Raw genomic sequence first — 13,024 nt, 5'->3', positions numbered from 1 at the left:
GAGACGCGGGGGGCGGGAGACCGCCGGGGCGAGGCGGGGGCCGGCGGCCGGAACACCGCCGTTCCGATGGTTGCGGCCCCGCCGCTTCGGCCGCATCTTCCCCCACCGGAACGGGGGCGAGGCATGGACGAGGATTTCCGCAAGGCAGCGCTCGACTATCACCGGCTGCCGCGACCCGGGAAGCTGAGCGTCGAGCCGACCAAGCGCATGGCGACGCAGCGCGACCTCGGCCTCGCCTATTCCCCGGGCGTCGCCGCCGCCTGCGAGGAGATCGCCGCCAACCCGGACGCCGCCTGGGACTACACGGCGCGCGGCAACCTCGTCGCCGTGGTCTCGAACGGCACCGCCGTGCTCGGCCTCGGCGCCATCGGGGCGCTGGCCTCGAAGCCGGTGATGGAGGGCAAGGCGGTCCTCTTCAAGAAATTCGCCGGCATCGATTCCATCGACATCGAGGTGGAGGAGCGCGACCCGCAGCGGCTGATCGAGGTGGTCGCCGCCCTGGAGCCCTCCTTCGGCGCCATCAACCTCGAGGACATCAAGGCCCCCGAATGCTTCGAGGTGGAGCGGGTGCTGCGCGAGCGCATGCGCATCCCGGTCTTCCACGACGACCAGCACGGCACCGCCATCATCGTCGCCGCCGCGGTGCGCAACGGGCTGCTGCTGCAGGGCAAGCGGCTCGAGGAGGTGAAGCTGGTCAACACCGGCGGCGGCGCGGCGGCGCTCGCCTGCCTCGACCTGCTGGTGGCGATGGGGCTGCGGCGGGAGAACGTGACCGTCTGCGACATCCACGGCGTGGTCTACGAGGGCCGGCCGGAGGGGATGGACCCCTACAAGGCGCGCTACGCCCGCCGCACCGATGCGCGGACGCTCGAGGAGGTGCTCGACGGCGCCGATGTCTTCCTCGGCCTCTCGGCGCCGCGCGTGCTGAAGGCGGAATGGCTGCCGCGGCTCGGCCCGAAGCCGCTGATCATGGCGCTGGCGAACCCCGAGCCGGAGATCCTGCCCGAGGCGGTGCGCGCCGCCCGGCCGGATGCGATCGTCGCCACGGGCCGGTCGGACTATCCGAACCAGGTCAACAATGTCCTCTGCTTCCCCTTCATCTTCCGCGGCGCGCTCGATGTCGGCGCGACGGCGATCAACGAGGCGATGAAGGTCGCGGCGGCCGACGCCATCGCGGCGCTCGCCCGCGTCGAGGCGAGCGAGGTGGTGGCCGCGGCCTATGGCGGCAACGCGCCGGTCTTCGGCGCCGACTACATCATCCCGAAGCCCTTCGACCCGCGCCTGATCCTCGAGATCGCGCCCGCCGTCGCCCGCGCCGCGATGCAGAGCGGCGTCGCCCGCCGCCCGATCGAGGATTTCGCCGCCTATCGCCGCGAGCTGGAGCGCTTCGTCTTCCGCTCCGGCTACCTGATGCGGCCGCTCTTCGAGGCCGACCGCAAGGCGCCGCGCCGCGTCGTCTATTCGGAAGGCGAGGACGAGCGGACGCTGCGCGCGGTGCAGACGGTGCTGGACGAGGGGATCGCCGAGCCGGTGCTGCTCGGCCGGCGCGAGGTGATCGAGGCGCGTGCCCGCGCCATGGGCCTGCGCATGGATTTCTCCGAGTCGGTCGAGATCCTCGACCCGGTCGCCGACGTGGCGAAATTCGCGCCGCTGACCGCGATGTACCAGCGCCGGGTCGGCCGCCGCGGCGCCCCGCCCGAGGCGGCGGCGCGGCGGGTGACGACGCGCGCGACCGTCGCCGCCGCCCTGCTGCTGGAGGCCGGGATGGTCGATGCCGCCCTGGTCGGCGGCAGCGGCAACTGGATGCGGCAATTCCACTACGCCTTCGACGTCATCGGCAAGAGCGACGCCAGCTCGCGCGTCTATGCGCTCTCGGCCGTCATCATCCCGACCGGCACGCTGTTCTTCGTCGACACGCATCTGCTGGTCGAGCCGACGGCCGAGCAGATCGCCGAGATGACCCTGCTCGCCGCCGAGCAGGTGGAGGGTTTCGGCCTGGTGCCGAAGGTGGCGCTGCTCAGCCATTCCTCCTTCGGCGGCTCCAACGCGCCGACCGCGCGCACCATGCGCGCCGCGCTGGCGCTGCTGCGGGCGCGGGCGCCGCATCTCGAGGTGGATGGCGAGATGCATGCCGATGCCGCGCTGGTGCCGGCGATCCGCGACCGCGCGGTGCCGGACAGCACGCTGACGGACACCGCCAACCTGCTGGTCTTCCCCAACCTCGATTCCGCCAATATCAGCTTCAACCTGCTGAAGGCGGCCGCCGACGGGCTGCAGGTGGGGCCGGTGCTGCTCGGGATGCGCAAGCCCATCCACGTGCTGGTGCCGAGCGTGACGGCGCGCGGCATCGTCAACCTCACCGCCGTCGCGGTGCACCAGGCGAATGCGCTGCGGGCCGCGGCGGGGTAGGGCGGGCGATGCCGCGGATCGACCGCGCCGCCGTGCCGGTGCTGCGCGGCACCGGCTATCCGGCCGAGTTCGATGCCCGCTCCGCCGGCCGGCTGCGGCAACGGCTGGGCGAGGCCGGCGGCCTCGTCGATTTCGGCGTCAACCTCATGCGCCTGCCGCCCGGCCAATGGTCGAGCCAGCGCCACTGGCACTCGCATGAGGACGAGTTCGTCTATGTCCTGTCCGGGGAGCTCGTGCTGGTCGAGGAGGGCGGCGAGACGCCGCTGCGGGCCGGCGACTGCGCCGCCTTCCCGAAGGCGAGCGGCAACGGCCACCACCTGGTCAACCGCTCGGCGGCCGAGGCGGTGTATCTCGAGGTCGGCTCGCGCCATCCGGACGACCTGACCACCTGCTCGGATGTGGACATGCAGAGCGCCAATGCCGATGGCCGCTTCCGCCACAAGGATGGCCGGCCCTATCCCGGGGGGTGAGCCGACCGCCCCCTGGCGCTGCCGCCAAGCCGCGCCCATGTCCCTCCTATGAGCAACCTGCCCGACAAGCCGGCCTCGGCCGCCGTCGCGGCCTTCCTGCAGCGCGTCGAGGCCATGCCGCAGGCGCGGCCGGCCTCCGGGCGCCGCGGCCGCCTCGTCTTCGCCATCGACGCCACCGCCTCGCGCCAGCCGAGCTGGGACCGCGCCTGCCAGTTGCAGGGCGAGATGTTCGGGGCGACGCGCGACCTCGGCGGCCTCGCCATCCAGCTCGCCTATTACCGGGGATTCCGCGAATTCGCGGCGACGCCCTTCCTCGCCGATGCCGCCGAGCTGACGCGGCGCATGGCCGGCGTGCAATGCCTCGGCGGCCAGACCCAGATCCAGCGCCTGCTCGAGCACGTGCTGGCGGAGACGCGGCGCGAGCGGGTGAACGCCCTCGTCTTCGTCGGCGATGCGGTGGAGGAGGCGGTCGATCCGCTCTGCCATGTCGCCGGCCAGCTCGGCCTGCACGGCACGCCGGTCTTCTGCTTCCACGAGGGCGGGCATCCGGAGGCGGCGGCGGCGCTGCGCCAGGTCGCCCGGCTCTCGGGCGGCGCCTATGCGCCCTTCGACGCGGCGAGCGCCGCGGCGCTGCGCGAGCTGCTGCGGGCGGTCGCGGTCTATGCCGCGGGCGGGCGGCAGGCGCTGGCCCGGCTGCCGGGCGGCGCGGCGCGGCGCATCGCCGGCCAGCTTCCGGCGCCGGGCCGCTGAGGCGGCGATGGTCTGGCTCGCCCTCGGCGCCGGGCTGCTGCTGCTGCTGCTCTGGCTGGCGCGGCTCTTCGCCACGGCGCGGGTCGAGACCATCCGCAAGGCCGCGGTCTATGGCGCCGCCACGCTCGGCGGCGCGGGGCTGCTGCTGGTGCTGCTGACCGGGCGCGGGGCGCAGGCGCTCTGGACCATCGGCCTCTTCGCGCCGCTGCTCTGGCGCTGGGGGCAGGGGGCGCTCGCCGGCCGGCGCTTCCGCCGCGAGACCGGCGCCGCCGCGGGCGGGCCGGGGGAGACGGCGGTGGAGACGGCGACCCTCGCCATGCGCCTCGACCATGCCAGCGGGCGGATGAGCGGCACGGTGCGGCGCGGCCGGCAGGCCGGGCGCGACCTCGCCGCGCTCACCCTGGCCGAGCTGCTGGCCCTCCTCGCCGAATGCCGCGCCGCCGATCCGGAGAGCGTGCCGCTGCTGGAGGCCTGGCTCGACCGGGTGGAGCCGGACTGGCGGGCGGCCGAGGCGGCCCCCGGGGCGGGAGCCGGCGGGGGCGGCGGTGGCGGGACCGGCGCCGGGCCTGGCGGGCGGATGAGCCGGGAGGAGGCGCTGGCGGTGCTCGGCCTGGCGGAGGGGGCGGACGCGGCGGCGATCCGCGCCGCGCATCGCCGGCTGATGCGGGCGGCGCATCCCGACCAGGGGGGGAGCGACTGGCTGGCGGCGCGGATCAACCAGGCGCGCGACACCCTGCTTTGATCCTCCGGCCCTGATCGCCACGCCGTCGCCGGCGCGCCGCCGCGGGGGGCCTCGCCAAGGGGCCCGGGGCGTGGCCCGCCGCGGCAGGGCAACGGGCGGGGCGCGCGGGGCTGCCCGGCTCCCCCCCCCCCAGGGCTCGCTCAGGGGCTTGCTTCGGGGCGCTGATCCAAGGCTGATGCGCGGAGGCCGATCCGGGGGCGACTCGGGGGCCGGCGCGGCGCGGTCGGGCGTCCGCGCGGCGCTGCGAGGGACCAGCCATGGCGATCGAGCCCGTCACCCTGTCCGGACGGCATGTCGAGCTCGTCCCGCTGGCGCCGGCGCATCGCGAGGCCCTGGCCGAGGCGGTGCGCGACGGCGAGCTCTGGCGGCTGTGGTACACGACCGTCCCGGCGCCGGAGGCGATGGCGGCGGAGATCGACCGCCGCCTCGGCCTGCAGGCGGCGGGCGCCTCGCTGCCCTTCACCGTGCTGGACGGCCCGGGCGGCCGCCCCGTCGGCATGACCTCCTACATCAACATCGAGGCCGGCGGGCCGCGCCTGGAGATCGGCTCCACCTGGTACGCCGCCCGCGTCCAGCGCACGCCGCTCAACACCGAGGCCAAGCGGCTGCTGCTGGCGCATGCCTTCGAGCGGCTGGGCTGCCTTGCCGTCGAGTTCCGCACCCATGTCATGAACCAGGCGAGCCGCCGCGCCATCGAGCGCCTCGGCGCCCGGCTCGACGGCGTGCTGCGGCATCACCAGCGCCTGCGGAACGGTACGATCCGCGACAGCTGCGTCTACAGCATCACCGCGCCCGAATGGCCCGCGGTCCGCGCGAACCTGGACTGGCAGCTTGCGAAGCCCCGCTGACCGCAGGGGCAGCGCGCAGGGGCGGCAGGAGGGGCGGCAGGAGGGGCGCCGGGGGCCGTGGCGCCCCGAGAGGGCCGGCGGTCGGGCGTCCGCCCGCCGCATCCACGCCCCGCCATGCTCACAGTGTCGTAGCAATTGTCAGGCAAATGGGGGTTGTCGGCCGTGATGCGAAAGGTCACTGCTAGGGCGTGATCGCCGGAGGTGACGCACCGAAGGCGCGACTCACGCGACCAAACACCGCGCTAGACCAGGGTCCGCGAACCGGAGAGAGAGCGGATCGTGGTCTAGGGCACAGGCCAGGCCGGACGCCCGGCGGGCGGGCCCGGTGCGGACCGCCGGCCGGCCCGGCTTGCGGCTCGCGGGGGATGCGTGGCACTCCTCGCCGCCCGCGTCCCGGGCGCCGGCCGTCCCCGTTCGACGTCACTGCCAGGAGAGGCACGTGTCCGCATTGAAGCCGTTGAAGAAGGCCGTCCTGCCGGTTGCCGGGCTGGGCACCAGGTTCCTGCCCGCCACCAAGGCCCTGGCGAAGGAGATGCTGCCGGTCGTCGACCGGCCCCTCATCCAATACGCGATCGACGAGGCGCGCGCCGCCGGGATCGAGCAGTTCTGCCTCATCACCGGCCGCGGCAAGACCTCGATCGTCGAGCATTTCGACGTGGCCTATGAGCTCGAGCGCACGCTCGAGGAGCGGGGCAAGGCGAAGGAGCTGGCCGAGCTGCGCGCCCAGCAGATCGAGCCGGGCGCCCTGGTCACGGTGCGCCAGCAGGTGCCGATGGGCCTCGGCCACGCCATCTGGTGCGCCCGCGCCTTCATCGGCGACGACCCCTTCGCCATCCTGCTGCCCGACGACCTGATGCTCTGCGAGACCTCCTGCACCGCGCAGCTCGCCGAGGCCTATCGCGAGACCGGCGGCAATGTCGTCGCCATCGAGGAGGTGCCGCGCGAGCGGGTGAACCGCTACGGCGTGCTCGACATCGCCGAGGACAAGGGGCGGCTGGTCTCGGTGAAGGGGCTGGTGGAGAAGCCGCCGGTCGAGAAGGCGCCGTCCAACCTCACCGTCATCGGCCGCTACGTGCTGATGCCGGAGGTGATCGGGCATCTGGCGAAGATGGAGCGCGGCGCCGGCGGCGAGGTGCAGCTGACGGACGGCATGGCCAAGCTGATCGGCCAGCAGCCCTTCCACGGCCTGCGCTACCAGGGCCGGCGCTTCGATTGCGGCGACAAGGCGGGCTGGCTGGAGGCGCAGATCGCCTTCGCGCTGGAGCGGCCGGACATGGCGCCGGCGGTGCGGGACTTCCTCAAGAAATACACCTGAATCCCCACGCCTGATTCCCACGACGCCGCTTCGCGCCGCCGCGGGGACCCCGGGATTCGCCTCGGGTCGCAGGCACGTCACAGCCTGCCGCGGCGAAGCCGCGGCAGGGCAACGGGTGGCGGCAGGCCGTGACGGGTGGCGGCAGGCCGTGACGGGTGGCTGCCCGGCGGCGGGTCGGCCGGCGGCGGGGATGCTATAGGACGAGGGTGCTATAGGAGGAGCCAGCGGCGCCGTGCCGCCGGCGGAGAGTGCCGATGCGGATTGCCATGGTGGGGGCCGGCTATGTCGGCCTGGTCTCGGGGGCCTGCTTCGCCGAATTCGGCGTCGATGTCTGCCTGCTCGACAGCGACGCGGCGAAGATCGAGGCGCTGCGCGCCGGCCGCATCCCGATCTACGAGCCCGGCCTCGACAGCCTGGTGGCCGAGACCGTCCGCGACGGCCGCCTGCACTTCACCACCGACCTCGCCGCGGCGGTGGAGGGGGCGGATGCGGTCTTCCTCGCCGTCGGCACCCCCTCGCGCCGGGGCGACGGCCATGCCGACCTCTCCTTCGTCTTCGCCGCCGCCGAGCAGGTGGCGCGGGCGGCGCGCGGCCCGCTGGTGCTGGTGACGAAATCCACCGTCCCGGTCGGCACCGGCCGGCAGGTGCAGGAGATCGTCCGCCGGGCGCGGCCCGAGCTCGCCATCGAGGTGGCGTCGAACCCGGAATTCCTCCGCGAGGGCAGCGCCATCGGCGACTTCATGCGGCCCGACCGGGTGGTGATCGGCACGCGGGAGGGGCCGGAGGGCGAGCGGGCGCTGGCCGTGCTGAAGCGGCTCTACCGGCCGCTGAACCTGATCGAGGTGCCGATCCTGGCGACGCGGCTGGAGACGGCGGAGCTGATCAAGTATGCCGCCAATGCCTTCCTCGCCACCAAGATCACCTTCATCAACGAGATCGCCGATCTCTGCGAGCGGGTCGGCGCCGATGTGCACGACGTGGCGCGCGGCATGGGGCTGGATGGCCGGATCGGGCGGAAATTCCTGCATGCCGGCCCGGGCTATGGCGGCTCCTGCTTCCCGAAGGACACGCTGGCGCTGGCCCGCACGGCGCAGGACCACGGCGCCCCGGTGCGCCTGGTCGAGACCACCATCGCGGTGAACGAGGCGCGCAAGGCGGCCATGGCCGACCGCGTCATCGCCGCCTGCGGCGGCAGCCTCGCCGGCCGGACCATCGCCGTGCTCGGCCTCGCCTTCAAGCCGGAGACGGACGACATGCGCGACGCCGCCTCGCTCGCCGTCATCCCGCGCCTGGTCGAGGCGGGCGCGGCGGTCCGCGCCTTCGATCCGGCGGCGATGGAGCATGCGCGGCCCCTGCTGCCGGCCGCGGTGCGCTACGCGACCGGCGCGCTCGATGCCGCGGCGGGGGCGGATGCGCTGGTGCTGCTGACCGAGTGGAACGAGTTCCGCGCCCTCGCGCCGCAGCGGCTGCNACCCCCACGGCCTCGCCGTGGGGGCCCCGGCGGCGCTCCACGGAGGGCCGGCCGCGCCGATGCCCCGGCGGGGCAACGGCCGGGGCCGGCGGGGCGGGGCCCCTGCCACACCCGCGCCACCTTCGCGGTGCAATTCCACCGCGAAATCCATTAGATCGTCTCAGCACCATCGATGCGGCCAGCGCCGCCGGTCCGCCCCTGGCGCCCGGCCGGCGCGGCGGCCGCCAGACCGGAGAGCCAGCATGACCGCCTTCCACCACAGCTTCGACCGGACGGTGCTGCGCGAATACGACATCCGCGGCATCGTCGGGACGACGCTGCAGCCGGAGGATGCCTTCGCGATCGGCCGCTGCTTCGGCAGCCTGGTGCATCGCGCCGGCGGCACCAAGGTCGCGGTCGGCTATGATGGCCGGCTCTCCTCCCCGGATCTGGAGCCGCAGCTCGTCGCCGGGCTGCGCGCCTGCGGCCTCGAGGTGATCCGCATCGGCCTGGTCGCCACGCCGATGCTCTACTTCGCCGCCTACCATGTCTCGGCCGATGGCGCGGTCATGGTCACCGGCAGCCACAACCCGCCCGACTACAACGGCTTCAAGATGATGCTGGGCAAGAAGCCCTTCTACGGCCAGCAGATCCAGGAGATCGGCCGCATGGCGCGGGAGGGCGACGTGGTGCCCGTCTCGACCGAGGGCCATGACCGCCAGCTCGACGTCATGGAGGCCTATGTCGCCCGGCTGCTGCAGGACTACGACGGCGGCGACCGCCAGCTCAAGGTGGTCTGGGACCCGGGCAACGGCTCCGGCTGCAACGTCACCCGGGTGCTGGCGGCGAAGCTGCCGGGTGAGCACTACGTCATCAACGGCGATGTGGACGGCACCTTCCCGAACCACCACCCGGACCCGACCGTCGCCAAGAACCTCGAGCAGCTCATCGCCGAGGTGAAGCGCGAGGGCGCCGATCTCGGCATCGCCTTCGACGGCGACGCCGACCGCATCGGCGTGGTGGACAACGAGGGCCACATCCTCTTCGGCGACCAGCTCCTCGTCGTGCTGGCGCGCGACGTCCTGAAGGCGAAGCCCGGCGGCACCGTCATCGCCGACGTGAAGGCGAGCCAGGTGCTGTTCGACGAGATCGCCAAGGCCGGCGGCACGCCGCTGATGTGGAAGACCGGCCATTCGCTCATCAAGGCGAAGATGGCCGAGACCGGCAGCCCGCTCGCCGGCGAGATGTCGGGCCACATCTTCTTCGCCGACAAGTGGTACGGCTTCGACGACGCGCCCTATTCCGCCGTGCGCCTGCTCGGCATCGTCGCCCGCATGCCGCAGACGCTGAGCGAGGTGCGCGCCGCCCTGCCGCAGGTGATCAACACGCCGGAGCTCCGCTTCGACTGCCCGGAGGAGCGGAAATTCGAGGTGGTGCAGGAGGTGAAGCAGCGCCTCGCCGCCGCAGGGGCCAAGGTGCAGGACGTGGACGGCGTGCGGGTGCTGACCCCGGATGGCTGGTGGCTGCTGCGCGCCTCCAACACCCAGGCGGTGCTCGTCGCCCGCTGCGAGGCGACCTCGGAGGCGGGGCTGGAGCGGCTGAAGGGCATGCTGGTGGAGCAGCTCGTCGCCAGCGGCCTCGCGGCGCCGGACTTCTCCGGGGAGAATGCGGGACACTAGATCCCCACGAAGCCGCTGCGCGGCTCCGCGGGGGCCCCATGAGCCATCCCCGCGAAATCGCTTCGCGCTTTCGCGGGGGCCCCGAGATTTATCCCCACGAGGTCGCTGCGCGCCCTCGCGGGGGCCCCGGGATTCGCCTCCGACCCGAGGCGCGTCACAGCCTGTCGCGGCCAAGCCGCGGCAGGGCAACGGGCAGCGAGGGTGACGGCGGCCGTGGCCAGCGTGGCGGCGCCGCCGGCCGCGATGCGCCGGACGGGCGCCGCATGATCGGCGCCGCATGATCGGCGCGCCGCTTTTCCTCTACGGCACGCTGCTCGATCCGGTGGTGCTGGAGCGCATGGCCGGCCAGCCCGGCCTCGCCCGCCGGCTGCGGCCGGCCGCCCTGCCGGGCTGGGAGCGGGCGGCGCTGCGCGGCACCCCATACCCCACCCTTCGCCGCGCCGCCGGCGCGCTGACCCCGGGGGCGCTGCTCCGCGCCGGGCCGGCGGCGCTGGCCCGGCTCGCCGCCTATGAGGGCGCCGCCTATCGCCTGGTGCCGGTGCGGGCGGCGACGGCCCACGGCCCCGTCCGGGCCCGGGCCTGGGTGGCACCGCGCTGGCGGGCCGGGCAGCCTGGAGACTCGGCCGCCGCGGGCTCATGCTCGGGGCCAGGGCCGGCACGGCGCATCCCCGCCCGCCCGGAGGAGACCGCCATGCCCCGGACCGTCTATGACGACCCGGATTTCTTCGCCGCCTATGCCCAGCTCCGGCGCTCGGTGGAGGGGCTGGACGGCGCCCCGGAATGGCCGCGGCTGCGCGCCCTGCTGCCGCCGCTCGCCGGGCGCGCCGTGCTCGATCTCGGCTGCGGCTATGGCTGGTTCGCCCGCTGGGCGCGCGGCGCGGGCGCCGCGGGCGTGCTCGGCCTCGACCTCTCGGCGGCGATGCTGGACCGCGCCCGGCGGATGACCGAGGACCCCGGCATCGCCTTCCGCCAGGACGACCTCGAGACCGCGGCGCTGCCGGAATCGGCCTTCGACCTCGCCTGGAGCGCGCTCGCCCTGCACTACGTCGCGGATCTGGAGGGGCTGCTCGCCCGGGTGCGGGCGGCGCTCCGCCCCGGCGGGCGGCTGGTCGTCTCGATGGAGCACCCGGTCTACACCGCGCCGGCGCATCCCGGCTGGGCGAGGGATGCGCGCGGCCAGCGGATCTGGCCGCTGGAGGGCTATGCGCGGGAGGGCGAGCGGCGGGTGCGCTGGCTCGGCGCCGAGGTGGTGAAGCGGCACCGCAGGCTGGCGACGATCCTGGCGGCGCTGCGCGGCGCCGGGCTGGTGCTCGACCATCTGGAGGAATTCGCCCCGGACGCGGCGCAGCTCGCCGCCGAGCCGGCGCTGGAGCCGGAGCTCGACCGGCCGATGTTCCTGCTGCTGGCGGCGCACCGGCCGGATGATGCCGGGGGCGCTTTCCCATGAACACCGGTTCACGGGAACACCGGTTCACGGGAAGCGCCCCGGGCTCCTGGTTTCAGGGCATCGTCACCCGATCCGGTGAATCCAGATGATCGGGATCCGCTCCAGGGACGGGGAGGGCGGTGCCTGGCTGGCCGGGCTGATCGCCGGCGAGGCGCGGCTGCGCGAGCCCTTGCGGGCCGTCGCCGCGATCGGCTTGCCGGAGGCCTGGATCGGCGCCGGGCTGCTGCGCAACGCCGCCTGGGATGCGCTCTCGGGCTTTCCCCCGGGCCGCAACCCGCCCGGCGATATCGACGTGGTCTGGTTCGATCCGGGCGCCGGCCCGGCGGCGGATGCGGCGGCCGGACGGGCGCTGCGGGCGGCCATGCCGGGCCTGCCCTGGTCGGTGCGCAACCAGGCGCGGATGGCGGCGCGCAACGGCGATGCCCCCTATGCCGATACGCGCGACGCCGCGGCGCATTGGCCGGAGACCGCGACGGCGGTGCTGGCCCGCTGGGCTGGGCCCAGGGCAGGGCCCAGGGCAGGGGCAGGGCCCGGGGCAGGGGCAGGGGCAGGGCCCGGGGCAGGGGTGGAGGTGGCGGCGCCCTGGGGCTTCGCTGACCTGCTCGGGCGGGTGGTGCGGCCGACGCCGGATTTCGCGCGGCTGCCGGCGAAGCGGGCGATCTTCGCCGCGCGCTGCCGGGCGCAGCGCTGGCGGGAGCGGTGGCCGGGTGTGCGGATGGCGGCGGGGTAGAGGCGCAGGAAACGCTTGTGTGCCTCCCTGTTTTCTGGTTTTGTTCTCTCAAGCTCGAACGGCATCCCCCCACGGTACCCCCCTCCCACGGCACCCCCCTGCCGCGGCGGGTTCCAACGCCGCCTCGCCCGACCCATCGACCAGGCCCCGGCCATGGTTCGGTCGCCTGCGTCACGCCCTTCGGCGCGGCGACCTCAGGCGATCACGCTCTGGCCTACGCGGATCCCGATCGGGTGGACTCGCCGGATCGGGTGACGATGCTCTGGAAACGGTAGTCTAGGACGCTTCCCCGGAACCGGTGTTCAGGGGAAGTGCCCTGGCCCCCCCGCTCGCGGGGGCTGGTTGGTGGGATCGGCTGGGGTCGCCCGCCGATCCTGGCTCGCCGATCCCTGCCGGGCGGCCCGGCCGGCCATGAGGGCCGCGCCCCGGCTGGCCCGCGGCCACTGGAATTTTTCTGGAACAGGGCCGGGCTTTATCCTGGCCGCTGATTCGCATCCAAGGATGAGGGCCATGGCGATTCCCGGACGGCAGGGCATTGGGCAGCTCGGCGTGACGCTGATCGTGCAACAGGTGGCCGCCGCCGCGGATTTCTACCGGGATGTCCTGGGCGCGGAGGAGGTGGACCGGGGCGCGGCGGCCTATCCGGGCGGGCCCCCGCCGGCCGGGCTCCCGGCCGGGGAGGTGACCTGGGCCGAGCTGCGGCTGGCGGGTGCGCATCTCCTGGTCGTGCGGGAGAATCCGCGCTGGCGGGAGGCCCCCAGGCCGGACTGGCCGCGCTCGCCGATCGCCGCGGGGGCGCCGTCGACCTGCCTCACCCTCTATGTGGACGACGTGGATGCCGTCTATGCCAGGGCGCTGGCCGCCGGGGCGTCGCCGACCGCCCGGAACAGCGGGGTCGAGGACGGCTACTGGGGCGACCGGATGGTGCAGTTCCACGACCCCTTCGGCCATGTCTGGCGCATCATGACACGCCGCGAGGATGTCGAGGTGGCGGATTTGCCGGGCCGGTACGAGGCGCTGCGGCAGGCGCACCGGGCGGCGCGCGGCCTGGGCTGAGCGAGCCGGGGGCCGCGGCGCTCCCTTGAATTTTTTCCTATAATCCGTTACGATCCCGTCCGCTTCCTCGGGATCGCCGCCATGCCTCGCCCCTCCCGCCGCCGCTCCTCCCCAGCCCCCACCCCCCT

The 13,024-nt window shown here is 74.2% G+C and carries 10 protein-coding genes and 1 pseudogene; all 11 read left to right on the top strand.

Features of this window, described 5'->3' with window-relative positions; genetic code table 11:
• The first annotated feature begins 123 nt into the window (after positions 1 to 123).
• The 11 genes and pseudogenes from DOO78_RS23770 to DOO78_RS23715 all read left to right on the top strand — a co-directional run bounded on the left by DOO78_RS23770 (position 124) and on the right by DOO78_RS23715 (position 12,896).
• Positions 124 to 2,409: an NADP-dependent malic enzyme gene (locus tag DOO78_RS23770; RefSeq protein ID WP_111472382.1), complete on the top strand. Its 2,286-nt coding sequence runs from the start codon at positions 124 to 126 to the stop codon at positions 2,407 to 2,409.
• An 8-nt stretch (positions 2,410 to 2,417) separates the two neighbouring features.
• Positions 2,418 to 2,879 carry a cupin domain-containing protein gene (locus tag DOO78_RS23765; protein WP_111472381.1) on the top strand — a complete coding sequence of 154 codons (462 nt, stop codon included), beginning with the start codon at positions 2,418 to 2,420 and terminating at the stop codon, positions 2,877 to 2,879.
• Between the two features lie 48 nt (positions 2,880 to 2,927).
• Positions 2,928 to 3,629 carry a vWA domain-containing protein gene (locus DOO78_RS23760; protein WP_111472380.1) on the top strand — a complete coding sequence of 234 codons (702 nt, stop codon included), beginning with the start codon at positions 2,928 to 2,930 and terminating at the stop codon, positions 3,627 to 3,629.
• A 7-nt stretch (positions 3,630 to 3,636) separates the two neighbouring features.
• Positions 3,637 to 4,371, top strand: a complete 735-nt coding sequence (locus DOO78_RS23755) for a J domain-containing protein (RefSeq protein WP_128080139.1) — start codon at positions 3,637 to 3,639, stop codon at positions 4,369 to 4,371.
• A 257-nt stretch (positions 4,372 to 4,628) separates the two neighbouring features.
• Positions 4,629 to 5,219, top strand: coding sequence for a GNAT family N-acetyltransferase (locus tag DOO78_RS23750; protein ID WP_111472378.1), 591 nt, complete (start codon positions 4,629 to 4,631; stop codon positions 5,217 to 5,219).
• A 439-nt stretch (positions 5,220 to 5,658) separates the two neighbouring features.
• Positions 5,659 to 6,534, top strand: coding sequence for a UTP--glucose-1-phosphate uridylyltransferase GalU (gene galU, locus DOO78_RS23740; RefSeq protein ID WP_111472376.1), 876 nt, complete (start codon positions 5,659 to 5,661; stop codon positions 6,532 to 6,534).
• Between the two features lie 254 nt (positions 6,535 to 6,788).
• Positions 6,789 to 8,003: pseudogene (locus tag DOO78_RS23735) on the top strand (UDP-glucose dehydrogenase family protein); the annotation flags it as partial.
• A gap of 244 nt (positions 8,004 to 8,247) precedes the next feature.
• Entirely contained in the window at positions 8,248 to 9,663 is a 1,416-nt protein-coding gene (gene pgmG, locus DOO78_RS23730) for a phosphoglucomutase/phosphomannomutase PgmG (protein ID WP_111472374.1), read from the top strand.
• Between the two features lie 277 nt (positions 9,664 to 9,940).
• Positions 9,941 to 11,110 carry a methyltransferase domain-containing protein gene (locus tag DOO78_RS28500; protein ID WP_111472373.1) on the top strand — a complete coding sequence of 390 codons (1,170 nt, stop codon included), beginning with the start codon at positions 9,941 to 9,943 and terminating at the stop codon, positions 11,108 to 11,110.
• Between the two features lie 85 nt (positions 11,111 to 11,195).
• The gene (locus DOO78_RS23720; protein ID WP_111472372.1) at positions 11,196 to 11,840 is read left to right on the top strand and encodes a nucleotidyltransferase family protein; all 645 of its coding nucleotides are present in this window, start codon (positions 11,196 to 11,198) and stop codon (positions 11,838 to 11,840) included.
• Between the two features lie 510 nt (positions 11,841 to 12,350).
• Positions 12,351 to 12,896, top strand: coding sequence for a VOC family protein (locus DOO78_RS23715; protein ID WP_165839058.1), 546 nt, complete (start codon positions 12,351 to 12,353; stop codon positions 12,894 to 12,896).
• The last annotated feature ends 128 nt before the right edge of the window (positions 12,897 to 13,024 follow it).

The sequence above is a fragment of the Roseicella frigidaeris genome (assembly GCF_003258945.1).
In the GTDB taxonomy this organism is placed as follows: domain Bacteria; phylum Pseudomonadota; class Alphaproteobacteria; order Acetobacterales; family Acetobacteraceae; genus Paracraurococcus; species Paracraurococcus frigidaeris.
The sequence above is the reverse complement of the archived record's forward strand: the minus strand, read 5'-3'. Positions and strand labels throughout refer to the sequence as shown.